This is a genomic window from Clostridium sp. AF50-3, from assembly GCF_003477445.1.
GTDB lineage: Bacteria > Bacillota > Clostridia > Lachnospirales > Lachnospiraceae > Otoolea > Otoolea fessa.
This window is the reverse complement of sequence record NZ_QUDH01000002.1, coordinates 86,666-99,555: the sequence shown is the minus strand read 5'-3', so window position 1 is coordinate 99,555 and position 12,890 is coordinate 86,666. Positions and strand designations below refer to the sequence as shown.

General features: G+C 47.2%; 28 protein-coding genes. All 28 read right to left on the bottom strand.

Going from position 1 to position 12,890, the window contains the following annotated elements:
- Positions 1 to 33 precede the first annotated feature (33 nt).
- Positions 34 to 297, bottom strand: coding sequence for a hypothetical protein (locus tag DW085_RS02905; protein ID WP_118491281.1), 264 nt, complete (start codon positions 295 to 297; stop codon positions 34 to 36).
- Between the two features lie 156 nt (positions 298 to 453).
- Complete coding sequence (locus DW085_RS02900) at positions 454 to 1,110, bottom strand: hypothetical protein (protein WP_118491279.1); 657 nt, start codon at positions 1,108 to 1,110, stop codon at positions 454 to 456.
- Positions 1,111 to 1,281: 171 nt separating this feature from the next.
- The gene (locus tag DW085_RS02895) at positions 1,282 to 2,436 is read right to left on the bottom strand and encodes a DNA cytosine methyltransferase (protein WP_347474955.1); all 1,155 of its coding nucleotides are present in this window, start codon (positions 2,434 to 2,436) and stop codon (positions 1,282 to 1,284) included.
- Between the two features lie 2 nt (positions 2,437 to 2,438).
- Complete coding sequence (locus DW085_RS20345) at positions 2,439 to 2,780, bottom strand: DNA cytosine methyltransferase (RefSeq protein ID WP_347474954.1); 342 nt, start codon at positions 2,778 to 2,780, stop codon at positions 2,439 to 2,441.
- A complete protein-coding gene (locus DW085_RS02890) occupies positions 2,773 to 3,219 on the bottom strand; it encodes a hypothetical protein (protein ID WP_118491277.1) in 447 nt (148 codons plus the stop codon). The genes DW085_RS20345 and DW085_RS02890 overlap by 8 nt, the downstream gene beginning before the upstream one ends.
- Positions 3,220 to 3,259: 40 nt before the next feature.
- Positions 3,260 to 3,541, bottom strand: a complete 282-nt coding sequence (locus DW085_RS02885) for a hypothetical protein (RefSeq protein ID WP_118491275.1) — start codon at positions 3,539 to 3,541, stop codon at positions 3,260 to 3,262.
- The gene (locus tag DW085_RS20135; RefSeq protein WP_284525700.1) at positions 3,538 to 3,663 is read right to left on the bottom strand and encodes a hypothetical protein; all 126 of its coding nucleotides are present in this window, start codon (positions 3,661 to 3,663) and stop codon (positions 3,538 to 3,540) included. The genes DW085_RS02885 and DW085_RS20135 overlap by 4 nt, the downstream gene beginning before the upstream one ends.
- 1 nt (position 3,664) lies before the next feature.
- Positions 3,665 to 4,216 (bottom strand): hypothetical protein, encoded by a 552-nt coding sequence (locus DW085_RS02880; protein ID WP_118491273.1) that lies wholly within the window; start codon positions 4,214 to 4,216, stop codon positions 3,665 to 3,667.
- A 1-nt stretch (position 4,217) separates the two neighbouring features.
- Positions 4,218 to 4,466, bottom strand: coding sequence for a hypothetical protein (locus DW085_RS02875; RefSeq protein WP_118491271.1), 249 nt, complete (start codon positions 4,464 to 4,466; stop codon positions 4,218 to 4,220).
- 4 nt (positions 4,467 to 4,470) lie between these two features.
- The gene (locus DW085_RS02870) at positions 4,471 to 4,686 is read right to left on the bottom strand and encodes an alanine racemase (RefSeq protein ID WP_243033900.1); all 216 of its coding nucleotides are present in this window, start codon (positions 4,684 to 4,686) and stop codon (positions 4,471 to 4,473) included.
- On the bottom strand, positions 4,683 to 4,988 hold the full coding sequence (locus DW085_RS02865) for a hypothetical protein (RefSeq protein ID WP_118491269.1): 306 nt from the start codon (positions 4,986 to 4,988) through the stop codon (positions 4,683 to 4,685). The genes DW085_RS02870 and DW085_RS02865 overlap by 4 nt, the downstream gene beginning before the upstream one ends.
- 37 nt (positions 4,989 to 5,025) lie before the next feature.
- Positions 5,026 to 5,352, bottom strand: a complete 327-nt coding sequence (locus tag DW085_RS02860; RefSeq protein ID WP_147353921.1) for a hypothetical protein — start codon at positions 5,350 to 5,352, stop codon at positions 5,026 to 5,028.
- A gap of 193 nt (positions 5,353 to 5,545) precedes the next feature.
- On the bottom strand, positions 5,546 to 6,334 hold the full coding sequence (locus DW085_RS02855; RefSeq protein WP_118491265.1) for a DNA adenine methylase: 789 nt from the start codon (positions 6,332 to 6,334) through the stop codon (positions 5,546 to 5,548).
- Between the two features lie 14 nt (positions 6,335 to 6,348).
- Complete coding sequence (locus DW085_RS02850; protein ID WP_284525708.1) at positions 6,349 to 7,041, bottom strand: DUF6291 domain-containing protein; 693 nt, start codon at positions 7,039 to 7,041, stop codon at positions 6,349 to 6,351.
- A 27-nt stretch (positions 7,042 to 7,068) separates the two neighbouring features.
- A complete protein-coding gene (locus DW085_RS02845) occupies positions 7,069 to 7,497 on the bottom strand; it encodes a hypothetical protein (RefSeq protein WP_118491261.1) in 429 nt (142 codons plus the stop codon).
- Positions 7,454 to 7,873: a hypothetical protein gene (locus DW085_RS02840; RefSeq protein WP_243033899.1), complete on the bottom strand. Its 420-nt coding sequence runs from the start codon at positions 7,871 to 7,873 to the stop codon at positions 7,454 to 7,456. The genes DW085_RS02845 and DW085_RS02840 overlap by 44 nt, the downstream gene beginning before the upstream one ends.
- Before the next feature lie 149 nt (positions 7,874 to 8,022).
- Positions 8,023 to 8,328, bottom strand: a complete 306-nt coding sequence (locus tag DW085_RS02835; protein ID WP_118491258.1) for a phosphoenolpyruvate carboxykinase — start codon at positions 8,326 to 8,328, stop codon at positions 8,023 to 8,025.
- On the bottom strand, positions 8,279 to 8,872 hold the full coding sequence (locus tag DW085_RS02830; protein ID WP_118491256.1) for a hypothetical protein: 594 nt from the start codon (positions 8,870 to 8,872) through the stop codon (positions 8,279 to 8,281). Before DW085_RS02830 ends, DW085_RS02835 begins: the two co-directional genes overlap by 50 nt.
- 2 nt (positions 8,873 to 8,874) lie before the next feature.
- The gene (locus tag DW085_RS02825; protein WP_118491254.1) at positions 8,875 to 9,492 is read right to left on the bottom strand and encodes a DUF1071 domain-containing protein; all 618 of its coding nucleotides are present in this window, start codon (positions 9,490 to 9,492) and stop codon (positions 8,875 to 8,877) included.
- Complete coding sequence (locus DW085_RS19030) at positions 9,476 to 9,652, bottom strand: hypothetical protein (protein ID WP_182430754.1); 177 nt, start codon at positions 9,650 to 9,652, stop codon at positions 9,476 to 9,478. The genes DW085_RS02825 and DW085_RS19030 overlap by 17 nt, the downstream gene beginning before the upstream one ends.
- A 32-nt stretch (positions 9,653 to 9,684) precedes the next feature.
- On the bottom strand, positions 9,685 to 9,999 hold the full coding sequence (locus DW085_RS02815; protein ID WP_118491249.1) for a hypothetical protein: 315 nt from the start codon (positions 9,997 to 9,999) through the stop codon (positions 9,685 to 9,687).
- The gene (locus tag DW085_RS02810) at positions 9,971 to 10,270 is read right to left on the bottom strand and encodes a hypothetical protein (protein WP_118491247.1); all 300 of its coding nucleotides are present in this window, start codon (positions 10,268 to 10,270) and stop codon (positions 9,971 to 9,973) included. Before DW085_RS02810 ends, DW085_RS02815 begins: the two co-directional genes overlap by 29 nt.
- 47 nt (positions 10,271 to 10,317) lie before the next feature.
- Positions 10,318 to 10,458, bottom strand: a complete 141-nt coding sequence (locus DW085_RS19025; protein WP_182430753.1) for a hypothetical protein — start codon at positions 10,456 to 10,458, stop codon at positions 10,318 to 10,320.
- Entirely contained in the window at positions 10,445 to 10,657 is a 213-nt protein-coding gene (locus DW085_RS02805; RefSeq protein WP_118491245.1) for a hypothetical protein, read from the bottom strand. The genes DW085_RS19025 and DW085_RS02805 overlap by 14 nt, the downstream gene beginning before the upstream one ends.
- A 217-nt stretch (positions 10,658 to 10,874) precedes the next feature.
- A complete protein-coding gene (locus DW085_RS19020) occupies positions 10,875 to 11,066 on the bottom strand; it encodes a hypothetical protein (protein WP_118523740.1) in 192 nt (63 codons plus the stop codon).
- A gap of 83 nt (positions 11,067 to 11,149) precedes the next feature.
- Positions 11,150 to 11,395, bottom strand: coding sequence for a hypothetical protein (locus DW085_RS02795; protein WP_118491242.1), 246 nt, complete (start codon positions 11,393 to 11,395; stop codon positions 11,150 to 11,152).
- Positions 11,396 to 11,462: 67 nt separating this feature from the next.
- Positions 11,463 to 11,855 (bottom strand): helix-turn-helix transcriptional regulator, encoded by a 393-nt coding sequence (locus DW085_RS02790; RefSeq protein WP_118491240.1) that lies wholly within the window; start codon positions 11,853 to 11,855, stop codon positions 11,463 to 11,465.
- Positions 11,856 to 12,487: 632 nt separating this feature from the next.
- A complete protein-coding gene (locus DW085_RS19015) occupies positions 12,488 to 12,640 on the bottom strand; it encodes a hypothetical protein (protein ID WP_182430751.1) in 153 nt (50 codons plus the stop codon).
- Positions 12,641 to 12,890 lie beyond the last annotated feature (250 nt).

Sequence of the window (12,890 nt, the reverse complement as noted above, 5' to 3'; positions counted from 1 at the left end):
CACCCTCTTCCATCGTACTGTCCCGTCCCAAGCTCAAGCCCAGCCCTCTAACTGCGTCCAGATTTCCCGAAGCGTCATGACAATATCAATCTGCGATGCCGTCCGAATAATCTCATAATCCTTCATCCTCCATTCTCCCCGCCGGTTCTCCTGCAGCACTGGCGTTGTCAGTGAATACATCGTAATCATACGGTTCTGGTCCTTGCTGTGAAACTGGCTCGTCCCAATTTTCACTACTAAACCGGTTCGAACGAGAATAGCCCTCTGGAGCTTCCGCATCGCTGCATTCAGATTCATGTCTATCACTTCCCTTATTTCTGGCATTCTGCCATTATTTTATCATGGTGGGGCGGGAGGGGTTCTCTGCACGTTTGGATTTTTGAGGATTAAAAAAGAGGCTGTTGCCAATCATTTAACAACAATCCCCTTTTTCAAAATATTTTCTTTATGATTTTACCCAAATTCTTTTCGCTTCATTTCATCAACATACTCTTTGTATAAATCCATAATTTTTTTTCGCTTTAACATTGCATTATGACTCCATTCTGTTGTTTTCTCTTCTATAGAATTCACATATTTTATCCATCCTTCTCTGTCGTTTTCTTTCGGTCTTTTCTCTTCTGCAAAATAAAAAGTATAATAACGTTCCAAAAACCATAAGTTCATAAAATACTTATCTCGTGCCGTTTGCCCTTTTTCATCAAATTGAAACTCTCTTATTTTAAATTGTATATCATACATATCTTTCCTAAACTTCATAAAATCAATAACCAAAGTATTCATATTCAAAAAATCATATTTATCCAACAACAAAACCTTTTGAATATCTTTTGCCTCACTAATTTCCTTTTCAATTTCATAATTTCTTCTTAATCTTCTTTTCTCATCTTCTACAGCTTTCTGATTCTCTTTTAACGTAATCCTCAAAACCACAAATGTTGCTATCGCTCCAACATAAGATGCCATAAACGAAAACCATGTTTCGTTCGTAAATTGACTTATTACAGGTGTCTTATATAAAACAAATTCCAGCACAAATGGAAAACCCACAATAGAAATTGCAATTAATAAAAAGGTTCCTATTTTCTTTGCCCACACTTTCTTTTTCATTACTCTTACCTCATTTTACTATTCTTTCAAAATATAACAAAAAACGCCTTAATTCAATGCAGTTTTTCTACTACGCTTTTTTCTTCTGTGTAACTATAATATTTTTTATCATACACCAAAAGGATGCAAAAAGGAAGCGCCCGCTTCGCGCAGAAAACGCTTCCCTCAAATCTACGCGAACCTTAACTGCCCGCCCGCATCCTCGCCCAGACGATCCGCCCGGCAGTTCGGCAGCCGCTTCGCAACGCATAACTCTTTCAGATTCGCCCGCACCAGTGCCATAGGTATCGGCGGACACACAGCATTTCCACAGCGTCGCACCTGCTCCGCTCTCGGATAAGGCTTCCCGTCGCAATCCCGGTCGATGATGTAGTCGTCCGGGAATCCCTGGCAACCGTACAGCTCTTTCGGTTCCAGCATCCGCAGTCCGATATCCACAATCTGATATTCAGTGCCATATATGGTTACCAGCCCGAAACGATCCTGCGCTGTGATAGTATCAAGCGGCGCTTTTATGTCCTGCCCAGTACCGACACCGTAATACTTCGTCAAAAACGCCCGCACCTCTCCAAAATGCCCCGGGGAGGTCGTCACTGTATGTAATGGCTCCCTTATATCTTGTCCGATACCGCTCTTATAGAATTTGCTGATAAACGATGTAACAAGACCGTATCTGTTCGAACCATCTACCGTCATAAGCGGATCTTCTATTCCTTGACCACGCGTTTCATTTTGCGTCGTTTCCGAATGGTACTGAATCAGTATCGGTGCCACTACTCCAAAACCATGCTTTCCGGTAATTGTCGGCATTGGCTGCCGGATATCCCCCGGTTTACGTTCGCCGCCGTGATTGCACTGGATCAAGAACGGCTCCGGGTTATCCAGAATGAATTTCTTGATTCCACGGGCAATGCGATCCATTGTCTTCTTCGCCAGCGGACGCACCGCCCGGATTCCGTACTTTTCTTTAATTTCTTCGGTGCTATCGAAGATGCTCGGACACGGGAGTGAAAAATCCAGCTGTGTATACGCCCCCACATAAGGTTTCAGCAAGCCAGCTTTTACCTCCGGGCTGTCTGCCGGTCCGTGGGTACGTCGCGCCCATGCGATCGGCTTGCCATCGCATCGCGCAATCAGAAAGAACCGCTTCCGCATGGTAGGAGCTCCATAATCTGCCGCCACCAGCTCCCGGAACTGCACTTCGTATCCCAAATCAGTAAGCTGCTGGATAAATTTATGAAACGTTTTTCCCTGCTTTGCCTTGATCGGATGCTTCCGACGCCCCAGCGGTCCCCACGTCTTAAACTCTTCGACATTCTCCAACATTATCACGCGTGGACGTACCAGTCCTGCCCAGCGGCAGCAACCCACGCCAGACCGCGAATAAACTTGTCCTTTGGCTTCCCGCCCTTTGCTTTGCTGAAATGCTTACAATCTGGAGAAAACCACGCCAGCGCCACCGGATGCCCGCCACATACTTTGACCGGATCTACCTGCCACACATCCTCGCAGTAATGCTTCGTGTACGGGTGGTTTGCCTTATGCATCTTGATCGCCTCTGGATCATGGTTGATCGCGATATCTACACAGTACCCTGTCGCTTCTTCGATGCCGGTGCTTGCCCCGCCGCCCCCAGCAAAGTTATCTACTATCAATTCTCCGTTAATCATCGCCCTCGTTCTCCTCTGGCATTCTTTTTTCTAACGCCTCTTTTAAAGCTGCAATAATCGTATAGTCCAGTATGCTAATATCTTCCGGTTTTTCCGCTTTTCTGAGCTGTAGCTTAAGCAGCTCGCTTTTCAATGCACTACTTATCTTCAATGGTTCCAGTGGCTCTTTTATGTTATCAAGATACTGTACCTGACACGCTCTAGCTGTCTGCATTGCTTCCAGGCACTCCTCCGGTGTTCCAATGCTCTCATATACTCCCAGCTTCTGAATTACTCTAAATGTAATCTCATAAAACAGATCATATGTTTTATACGGATTTACAATGGCATCGTTTCCACTTCTCAGACTATACCGCGCCGGGGCGAATGCTTTTCCTGCATCTTCCGTCAATCGTTCAGTCAGAAAGTTGGTTGTTTTATTGTTTTCAGAATTCTTCACTCTTCTTCCTCCTGTATAAATTCATCACTGGCTTCCTTTCTCAAAACGAATATTTAACGTACATATACATATTGCTTCCCTCAATAGGATAATAATATGTGCCGTTTCCAGAATCATCATATATCATGATTTGATCACACCATTCACCATCCGATTGTTCTTCCCCATGCACTTCCTTCGAAACTCCAAACGAATGTGCGTAAATGCCATCAAAGCCGTTTTCGTTGACCCATTCGTCAAGTTCCTTGAAAAGTTCATTTGCCTCATTCACTAATTTTTCATAACGAGCTGCTTTCTCAGCTATTTCCTTCGATACAGTCATTTTCTATTGCCCTCCTCCGGTACAAATTCTTCGCACGCATCTTCATCGCCTGCCGGATGCCAGTCGCAAAATTCGTCATACCAGCAGTTCCAGCATTTTCTATCATGCTCTTTCTCGTTCATCTTATCGTCTACTCCTTAACATGCAAAACAATAGTTCAACCATCGACCGCTTCCGGCGACCGCCAAAACACTTGATGGCGATCGCCAGTTTCCATTTATCCAGGTTCCCATCCAGCGGTGTCGGATTCTGAAATTCATCTTCGAGCATTCTCGTTTTTGGAATAGCCACTATGATTCCGTATTCTGTCGACGATCCTGGATCGATACTGCGGATATGTGCGTCAAGTGCCCCGCTTAGATAATCCTCTTTAATGTCTTTATAGCACTGCATCGTGGTTACTATGTAATTCTTTTCTCCGATGAAATTCAACCCATTCCCGCTATATACATCTGCCTTGCAACTCTTGATTTCGTAACAGATAAAGATTCCCTTTTCGATGTCCGATATATTACACTGTCCCGCTGGCTGGAATAACATATAGTCGATCCGGCGATGCGTCCGTGCTGAGCCCGGATCGATGTTTACCTCTTTCGCCCAATGTTTTCCCAGCCCACTTAAATACTGCCGTTCCAGCAACTCGCCAAGAAATTTTGTCGTTTCCTTTCTATCCATGCTATAACCTTTCCGATACCTTCTTCGTGATCGCATCGCAAGCCATATCCCAGCCTTTCGAGAAATTGTCCGACGAATCACATCCTCCGGTTTCTTTGATGATTTCCAAAACGTCTTTTTTGGAGATCGGCTCGTTTTTCAGAAGCTCCATAACCCGCTCATTTTCCTCTTTTGTGCCGCAGCGGATAATGATATCATAAGTCTCATCATGAGCACTCCACGTTCCGTCGTTATTTGCTATCAACCGCATTCTATTACCTCCCAAATCCATGTTTCAGGGCGCACATCGTGCATACTGCTATCGCCCTTGCCTTCTCCTGCTCCGGTCTATACCAGCACGCCGCCCCGCATTCCGGGCACTTAACTATCTTCCAGCCTTTGCGCCCATTTGGCACGTTTGCCACTAGCGGCATCATGAGATAGCCACCAACTTCATCTGGTTTTCTTGGTGTTATCTTTATCTCCATCATTCCTTCCACCTCCCCAGCAGCCTCATATATCTGCTTATCTCTGCCAACGTTTTACGGCGATACGCGTAGAAATCGTCCTCGCCCGCCGGTATCTGCCGCCCCATCCGCAGGAGTGTCCGATATCCGGAGCCACTGGTAATCGAATCATATATTGCTATTTCCAGCCCTGGAGCTGCAGAGATCGCGCATTGAAGAATAATAAGCCGTTCCTCTGCAGACGCTTTCATACAGCGCTCCCGGGTCTTCTCCTCATCGCTTTTCAACATTCCATAATCCGCATAAGTCTTATAACGCGTTCTCATGCAGTTCTCCTTCTCCTTTCCGCCTACACCGACATTTCTACCGCCGATCCAGAATCTTCCCGCGGTAATACATCGCCAATTCCGCGTATGTACTGCTGCTTCCGTCGGATGTCCGCACCAGATACCGGTGCTTACTGATTACCCGAACCGTCCGGCGCACGGTTCGCACCTCGCCTTTGGTACGCGCATCGGCAAGCAGCATCACTTTGAGCGAATCCCCGACCTGCACCCGGTTTCTGGTCTTTTCCAGCTCATCCGCCCAGATGCCGTCTACCATCCGGCGATCATCTGGCTTGTCCAGTTCCTCGTCGTTTTCCTCCTCGCCTACACGCGTCAGCAGGTAGACCGCTTTCTGACCGCGCACACCATCGCCCTCCTGAATCAGTTCGCCCAGAGCACACATTTTCTTTACCGCAGCTCTGGTTCTCTCCCGTTCCTCGCCAATCGCTTCCGAAAGCTCCCGAAGTATTTCTCTTGCCGCCCCGAAGCTGCTTCTTGATGGCTACCCGGCGTTCCTCCATGCTCATCATCGTTCGTTACTCCTTTCTCACCCCTGCCTAAAACATCCTCATCTGCCCCTCCAGCTCAAAATTCATCCAGAGGCATTCCGTCCGCTGCTTGTTTGCACGGCAATATTCTATCTTTTCTTCCCTGTGCCAGTTCTGCAGCATATCCGAATACAGCTCATTATCATATCCGCTTATTATCGCCGGTCCCTGGTGTTGCAAAAGCGCCCTCAGAAGGTTCTCGTGGTCCGTATCGCTCATCTCATGCTTGTACTGCTTGCCTGTCCTGCTGCCAAGGATGTACGGCGGATCGCAGTAAATCAGCACGTTTTTGTGATTATATTGCTCGATCAGCTTAACCGCATCCATACACTCTATCTGCACTCCCCGCAGTCGTTCCGCCGCTTGTATGATCACATCCGGAAGTCGGCTCCAATCACGCGCCGTATACGCTTTTTCTCTGCCACAAACATCCCGCTTCCAACCAGGCGGAGATCCGACCGTTCGGAATCCATATCCTTGATTGGCTCTTATACACAGTCTTACAGCCCGGTCATAGGCTTCCGTGAATTTGCCCTCTTCTTCGTACAGCATACGCGCATATGGGGTGTAGTAAATCATCCATGCGAGACGTTCCGGATCTTTCCGGATGCATTCAAACAGGTTGATTACATCTCCATCCAGATCGTTGATCGTTTCAATCGGGCTCCGCGTTTTCCGGAAGAGAACCGCTCCAGAACCTAAAAATGGCTCTAAATAGCTGCGATGAGCCGGGAAGTGACCGATGATCCAGTCCGCCAAGCGCGCCTTACTGCCTGGATAGCGAATCACTGATTGCATTGTTCATCATCCTTTCATCCCGTACCGGGTTCCACAGCGCTTCCAGCCTCGCCCTGCGCCGCTGCGCCCACCATGCCCCACACCATCGCATCGTAGTCGTAGCCATGTTCTTCCAGGTTGTGAAAGCGGTTCTTCTTGGCGACTTCGGCGGCCCCATCCTGCCTCTGCGGATTCTTTTCTCTCCTGTCCCAATTTCTAACCGCTGCTTTCCAGTCCTTCATGCGATTCTTGCCGACCATCCAGCCGTTACTGGTGTAGTAGTCAATAAAACGCTCTGCATCCACGTGCGTGTATCCCATTTTCAGGCAGTAATCTTTTACTTCTTGGAGTGTGGGAGGCGCGAAGCGCTTTTCTTTTACACCCTCTAGGGTGTTTTCTTTTAAATCATTATCATACTCATTATCATTATCAGCTTTTTTTGCTTTTTCAGAAAAGCATTTGCTTTTTTTGCTTTCCTCAGAAACCATTTGCTTTTTATCAGAAGCATTTGCTTTTGGTCTTCCGCCTTTCTTCCCTGCTTCCGATCTGGCGGCACATGCTTCTTTGTAGCGCTGACTGTCTGCGTCCAGCTGCTGCTTGATAAGTTCAAACACGAACGCCAATGCAGGGTCTTTCGGAGCGGCATCCGGGTCTTTCTGGTAGGCATAGATCGCTTGATGAGTTCGCCCGCCTGCTCGTTGCTCATCTTTTCGATGGCAGTGCCCCAGCTCTCATACATGACAAAAGACTTCTTATCACTCATCCAAGCCCATCTCCTTTCCCACCTGCCAGTCCCGGTAATAGCAGATCCATGTATCCAACAGCAGAGTAATGATTCCACCGCGGATCCGTGCTTTCAGTTCGTCGAAAATGTCGTCCGAATACATCCGTTGGAAGTTCTGCAGGTACATGGACACCCGCCACGGCTCACGGTTGCGCCGGTGCATTACCACCGGAATCTCGCCCGCCCTGGCGTCCCTTGAGGACTGCTGCAGCGCTTTCCGAAGTCTCAGGTCTTCCACTCGTTTTACTTCGATATGTACATCCGGCAGCCCAATCACGTCCGCATCGCCGGAAGTCCCGCAATACTGCTGACCCCGGCGGCAATTATATCCATAGTCCCGCAGGATGCCAGCAAGTTCACGCTCGCCGCGCTTTCCTTTTTCCCTCTGTGCCTTCCCCATCCCGCTGTCCTCCATCCCTGAACATGCTAATTTGTCCATATATGCCTTTCGGCTCTTTCCATCCCGTCGCAAATTTAAGTGCTCCCGCCTGTGCTGCGCGGATTGCCTGCACGCGGCGATCTTGCCGCTTAGACCAGCGCTTGGCATCTGCCCGCCCCGCATCCGTTGTCTCCGGCAGGTAATAGCCCTTGCCATCGTCACGGCTCAGAATCGCGTAATCAAGCCGCAAAATCTCTATTCCCTTGCGGAGCATCCGATCGCTGCATCCGAGGCGCTTGCAAAGTTCTCTGCGGGTCTGTGCATTCTTATGTCCCACTCCCAGCGCGTTATATAAAGCACTGGTAAAGATTTCCATTTCCGTTAATTTCTTTGCCAACTTGCTTCCTCCTTCCGGAGCGGGAGGGTCGGTCTCCCTCCCGGTAAACCAATGGCATCCTGTAAAGGTTCGGTAATATATAACACGGTAAGGCGTGCCAGGATGCTGTCTACGGGTTACTATGTACTAGCCCTGCGGCTGTTGTACCGTTATAAATAACTCTTGCCAAACTCGGCAATAAACTGCTGTCTGCTGCCGATGTGGACCTCATAATACTCCTGTGCCTGACGTTTCAGACTCTCATCGAACTCTTGGTTCATATGGACACTGTACGGCGTCATGTTATGCCAGTCCGGGCGGAGCGGAACGATAAAGCCATATGCCTCCGATCTGCTCCGGTTGGCTCCATTAAATACATGATGGATTGCCACCTCCTGGCTGCCGGTAATGATACAATGTTTTAAATCATCCGTCAGTACGCTGTACAGTTTCTTTCTTCCTGTGGTTTTCTTCATACTCTGCCATCATCCGAGCCAACTCCTCCGGCGGCAGAGTTTCAATCCCCTGCTCCTCGCATTCCGCTACCAGCCCGTTTATCAACTCACTCATTTCCTTTGTATCGTAGGTACTGGATCCGGCAAGCACGGTATATGTGCGGTATGCCTTCCCATCCTTGCCCTGCTTAACCTGCGAAGTTGGACGGATGTGGAAGGTTTCCGCCTCCAGCGCCGTCTCTTCCGCTTCGGTCGTGTCCGGCACAACCAAATACGCCATCTGACCGGCAATCATGAGATTCTGACCGTACCGGCGAAGCATCAGATTGTGTGCCCGTGGCTTAGAAATGTCTGCCGCCTCCGCCAGCCGTGAGAGAAGCACCCAGTAATATGCATTCGCATCCAGGCTCCGCTTCTCCCGCCATTGCTTTGCAATGATCCGCAGGGGCTTGTCCTTAATCTTGTCAATCAACGACGATACATCCGATTCCAGCTCAAACGTCAGCCGCATCCGACCGGTTTTCCAGTCCATCGACACATCTTTTAAAGTTCCTTTGCTCTCCACATTTAATCATCTCCGTACTTTGCCTTCAAAGCATTCAGCATGGTTCCTGCTTCATTTCCTGTAAGACTATCCCATGCACGATTATTAGATGCAAGCCAATACTCCATATCTACCTTATGCTTTTTACCTAAATTCTTAAGGGTCTGTATCTGCGCTTTGCTTGCTAAAGGCTCGTCCCCGGGAATAACATTGTCAAATGGCTTCTGTTCCTCTTTGAGCCACAAATCAAAACCAAGTCCAGTATGAATTGCCACACACTTCACAAACGAACGCGTCATGCTATTCCAGACACGCTGTTGATTCATGCTGTTGTCCTTTACAGGATTGCTTCCGTTCATGACCGGTGACTGCATGATGTATTCCTTGCCATCAATTACAACTCTGATGCGAGTTTCGTAGCAACGATTTCTAATTCCGCTCTTATCTTCAAATTCAAGATCAGTATAATAAAGGCTTCCGCCTGTTTTGCGGTTTGGAATTGGTTCAAAATAAACCTCTTCTGCTCCGTATTCGCGCAGAATGTCAATGCACTTCGCCCAATTTAAATATTTAATTCCTTCTCGTTCCATGCAATATCGAGATATGTCCACTTTTCTGAGTTCACTATATGGTTTCAGCATGATCTTCCTCCTTAATCCAGTTGCCAGAGAAGAAGAACTCAACAAAGAGTTCTTTATCTTCCTGCGGCAGTTCATCCAGATGATTCTTCGCGTATTCGAACGCCTCTGCATCGTTCACTGTCTTTCCGGCTTCTGGCGTAAACATCATTCCTTTATACATTCTTCTGTCTTCCTCCAACAGCGCCGCAGCAGTCACATCTTTCCAGTATCCTGTAACTCCTTTTTCTTGTTTGCAAGCTCTTCTAAAAGTCTATCCGTACTACAACCAATATAATTGGTACTGAATGTCCAATATTTATAGCAACCAGGGTACCACCCATCGGGATATACACGAATATCCAAGCAACCATTAATGTGTCCATTAAACGCAAAGAACGCCGTAGGCTTGCGTCCAGTAAGCTCCTGACTTCTTACCTGTGTGGTATTGATCTCCAACACCATCTCCAGCGCCTCATGAATCTTCTTCCGGCGCATCTTCTCAATTTTCTTTGCCAGTCTCTTCTTCATCGGAATCCTCCTCCCATGCTGCTTCCGTAGCTGTGTGAAATGCCATATGGAAATCTGCATACGCTTTCTCCAGCTCTTCTCCCGAAAAATACGCTTTCAGAAGCGCCGCCGCCATTCTTGCCAGGGCTCCCGGAAGAATTGAAAATTTAACATCACCGATGATAAACGCCCCTGAATCTCTGATTGCATCATACTGGATCGTGGTACCAAGGATCATGTCCCCCTCCAGCTCCATCGGCTCCCTTTTACCTTTAAACGTTGCTTTTACCATTGCATCCTCCTGTATCTCTTGATATAATCAAGCTGTTAATATTTTTATTAATGTGACCGTTCAGCTCTGCCAAGCTGGCGGTCTTTTTCTTTGGTTTCCCATAACCGGTGTACCGACTGGCGTTTACCATCGCCCCGGCGCGGTTGGTTCCGTTGGTTCTCCTGCTCATCTTTCTTATTCAATGCCATTGCAGACGCTTTCCAGCAATTCCGCAATCTCCTTTCCGCTGTAAACAGCTCTGTTGTTTTCCGGTGTTTCATTCCCCAGATAACCTATAAGGTAATGCGTCGCAAGCTTGACGCGTAATCCATCATCACGGTAATCTTCTCTGACTCTCAGATCTTCCCGTGGCATACCTCTGAGGATTTCTTCGGCTCTCTTCGACATACTCCTGTCCTCCTTCCCCTGCTGCCAGAAACAGCCTTTACTGCTTCTCCAGCCTCAAACAGCTCTCGAACCCCCTCATCACACGGAACGCTGGGCATTTTTCTTTTAAGCATAATTCAAATCTCGTCCGTGTAACGTCCCCTTGTCCAACAAGTACGGCTGGAAATGTCTCCATCACAGTTCTGAACGGGCAAAACTCCATTTCTCTTTCTCTCATTTAGAACATCCCCGCCGCCTGTGCAATCGCCACCATCGCCCCGGTCGCCACCGCTGCAATCGCCAGACCGGTAAAGGCTAATCGCCAAGCAAACTGCAGATCTGCCTGTGCTCTACTCAGTTCCTCGCCCAGCACCTCAATGATCCGCTGGTTCTGACTTCTCAGTTCCATGCATTTCAGTTCTCTTCTCATTACGCTTCCTCGCTTTCTTCTTATAATCTTTGCACGGGTATTCCCGATCGGATTCCATACACCGCCAGCAACTCCGGCAGGTCTTACACGACTTTTCTTTCATTTTCATATTTTGCAATCACATTATTGCGAATCTCCAGAAGCCGCAGCACATACGCCCCAGACACCTTCCACGGCGCAGATTTAATATTATGGAGCGTTGACAGCGATACTCCCAGCTCACCAGCAAGTTTTTCATTTGTCCAACTGGTTCGAATCTTAATTTCGTTTATCCAATCCGCCGTGCAATAGCTCCATGATGGCTTTTTCTTAAATGCAGTTCTTTTCATCCCTCTCACCTCCCCTTCTGCATCGGAATACGCCCCTACAAACTCATCTGAGCATTAGCATCCCGAATCAATCTGGTTCTATCGGTAAATCATCCGTCACACGCTTTTTGAAATTCTTCTGAATTTCTGCCGTTGATACTGGAACCCCTACAAGCTGTACAAAATGCCTTTCTCGCCCACTGGTGTATGCAACATGGCACTCCTTGATTTTTTTGTCATATATCATGAACGCCATCCGCTTACTGGTAGCTCTCTGGTAAAGTTTAAGACCCGGACTAGAGTCCGACCAAACCACATAAAGGCATTCTTTTCCGCCACCCTCCAACTCCGCATCCAGAAGCCAGTCCACTGATCTGTTTAAGACCTTTGACAGCTTTTCCAAATCATCCAAATCGATCCGGATCTTTACGTTTTCAATTCCCACCAGCCGATGGGGTTTGATTCCTGACTGCTCTGCCAGCTTCTTCTGGGTTCATCCCATTTCTGCTCTGGCTTTAACAATGTTATTTGCAATGTCGCAATAAAAATCAAAGCCAATACGTTCCAGAATCTCGTTCTCAATAAAACGCATCTCTCTCACCCCCTCTCGTCCTCTGTTGCAAACAGGTAATCATTGTCTTCTCTGTCTCCCCAGTGCTATACTGTATTTACAGGCGTTGCAGCGCCGAGTATACGGAAAGGAGGAACTTGTTATATATACAATTATTGGAAATGTCATTACCTCTTTAGGTGCATTTATTACGATTTATCTTACGGCTATCAAAGATAGTCATGTATCAAAGCTCAAAACCATTCGTGAACAATTAGATAAATTTTATATCCCTTTTTATAAAATTTATTGCCGCGGTTTCCTGTCTGAACTGAGACTAAGCGAACTGAATTTCGAAACCTGGTCTTGTATTCTGGATCTTATGAGTGACAACCTCCATTTGATGGAACCAGAATCTCAGTCCATGTATTCTAAATACTATTTAGCTTACCTCAATATGCTCGAAGCTCAGGATGGAAACCCTATGTTCCCTGTCGAGCAAACTTCGCAAAATCTTGATGAAGCTTTTAACACTTTATGTAGGGCTATATTTAGGGAATATGTTACATTGCTACGCAAATTAAAGCTGCCAGTCCCCATACTACCCACGCACAAAAATAGTGCTCTTTAAGTGCCAGTGCTATTGCACCTACGTTTATCACGGCTAAGGTCAATACTTTTTCCGTTAGAATAGCTCTGATTACTGTTTCTAACATCCTGTTTCTTCTCCTTTCTCCTCTTTAATATCATCTGGTTGCTGCATTTGAAAATCTTTTGTAAGACTCACCTGCAGCGACCATCTTCCATGCTCAAAACTCAAATGCACTCATTTTTGACGATAACCTCTGAGTCGATTTCATCTGAAAAACCGTATTCACGCATTCGTGAAAACCATATTGCTCTTCCAATCTATTTAGTGCTATACTCTCTATACAAGCTCCTGCAAAGCTGAGTATTAGGAAAGAA

Bases quoted from the DNA above. Each gene is read 5' to 3' on its own strand.
- DW085_RS02905 (WP_118491281.1), bottom strand. From the start codon at position 297: ATGAATCTGAATGCAGCGATGCGGAAGCTCCAGAGGGCTATTCTCGTT.
- DW085_RS02810 (WP_118491247.1), bottom strand. From the start codon at position 10,270: ATGGTAAAAGCAACGTTTAAAGGTAAAAGGGAGCCGATGGAGCTGGAG.
- DW085_RS02875 (WP_118491271.1), bottom strand. From the start codon at position 4,466: ATGCGGTTGATAGCAAATAACGACGGAACGTGGAGTGCTCATGATGAG.
- DW085_RS20345 (WP_347474954.1), bottom strand. From the start codon at position 2,780: ATGATTAACGGAGAATTGATAGTAGATAACTTTGCTGGGGGCGGCGGG.
- DW085_RS02900 (WP_118491279.1), bottom strand. From the start codon at position 1,110: ATGAAAAAGAAAGTGTGGGCAAAGAAAATAGGAACCTTTTTATTAATT.
- DW085_RS02895 (WP_347474955.1), bottom strand. From the start codon at position 2,436: ATGTTGGAGAATGTCGAAGAGTTTAAGACGTGGGGACCGCTGGGGCGT.
- DW085_RS02825 (WP_118491254.1), bottom strand. From the start codon at position 9,492: ATGCTGAAACCATATAGTGAACTCAGAAAAGTGGACATATCTCGATAT.
- DW085_RS19015 (WP_182430751.1), bottom strand. From the start codon at position 12,640: ATGTTAGAAACAGTAATCAGAGCTATTCTAACGGAAAAAGTATTGACC.
- DW085_RS02805 (WP_118491245.1), bottom strand. From the start codon at position 10,657: ATGTCGAAGAGAGCCGAAGAAATCCTCAGAGGTATGCCACGGGAAGAT.
- DW085_RS02880 (WP_118491273.1), bottom strand. From the start codon at position 4,216: ATGGATAGAAAGGAAACGACAAAATTTCTTGGCGAGTTGCTGGAACGG.
- DW085_RS02855 (WP_118491265.1), bottom strand. From the start codon at position 6,334: ATGCAATCAGTGATTCGCTATCCAGGCAGTAAGGCGCGCTTGGCGGAC.
- DW085_RS02845 (WP_118491261.1), bottom strand. From the start codon at position 7,497: ATGGGGAAGGCACAGAGGGAAAAAGGAAAGCGCGGCGAGCGTGAACTT.
- DW085_RS19025 (WP_182430753.1), bottom strand. From the start codon at position 10,458: ATGGCATTGAATAAGAAAGATGAGCAGGAGAACCAACGGAACCAACCG.
- DW085_RS02885 (WP_118491275.1), bottom strand. From the start codon at position 3,541: ATGACTGTATCGAAGGAAATAGCTGAGAAAGCAGCTCGTTATGAAAAA.
- DW085_RS02815 (WP_118491249.1), bottom strand. From the start codon at position 9,999: ATGAAGAAGAGACTGGCAAAGAAAATTGAGAAGATGCGCCGGAAGAAG.
- DW085_RS19020 (WP_118523740.1), bottom strand. From the start codon at position 11,066: ATGAGAAGAGAACTGAAATGCATGGAACTGAGAAGTCAGAACCAGCGG.
- DW085_RS20135 (WP_284525700.1), bottom strand. From the start codon at position 3,663: ATGAACGAGAAAGAGCATGATAGAAAATGCTGGAACTGCTGGTATGAC.
- DW085_RS02870 (WP_243033900.1), bottom strand. From the start codon at position 4,686: ATGATGGAGATAAAGATAACACCAAGAAAACCAGATGAAGTTGGTGGC.
- DW085_RS02835 (WP_118491258.1), bottom strand. From the start codon at position 8,328: ATGAAGAAAACCACAGGAAGAAAGAAACTGTACAGCGTACTGACGGAT.
- DW085_RS02865 (WP_118491269.1), bottom strand. From the start codon at position 4,988: ATGAGAACGCGTTATAAGACTTATGCGGATTATGGAATGTTGAAAAGC.
- DW085_RS19030 (WP_182430754.1), bottom strand. From the start codon at position 9,652: ATGTATAAAGGAATGATGTTTACGCCAGAAGCCGGAAAGACAGTGAAC.
- DW085_RS02795 (WP_118491242.1), bottom strand. From the start codon at position 11,395: ATGAAAAGAACTGCATTTAAGAAAAAGCCATCATGGAGCTATTGCACG.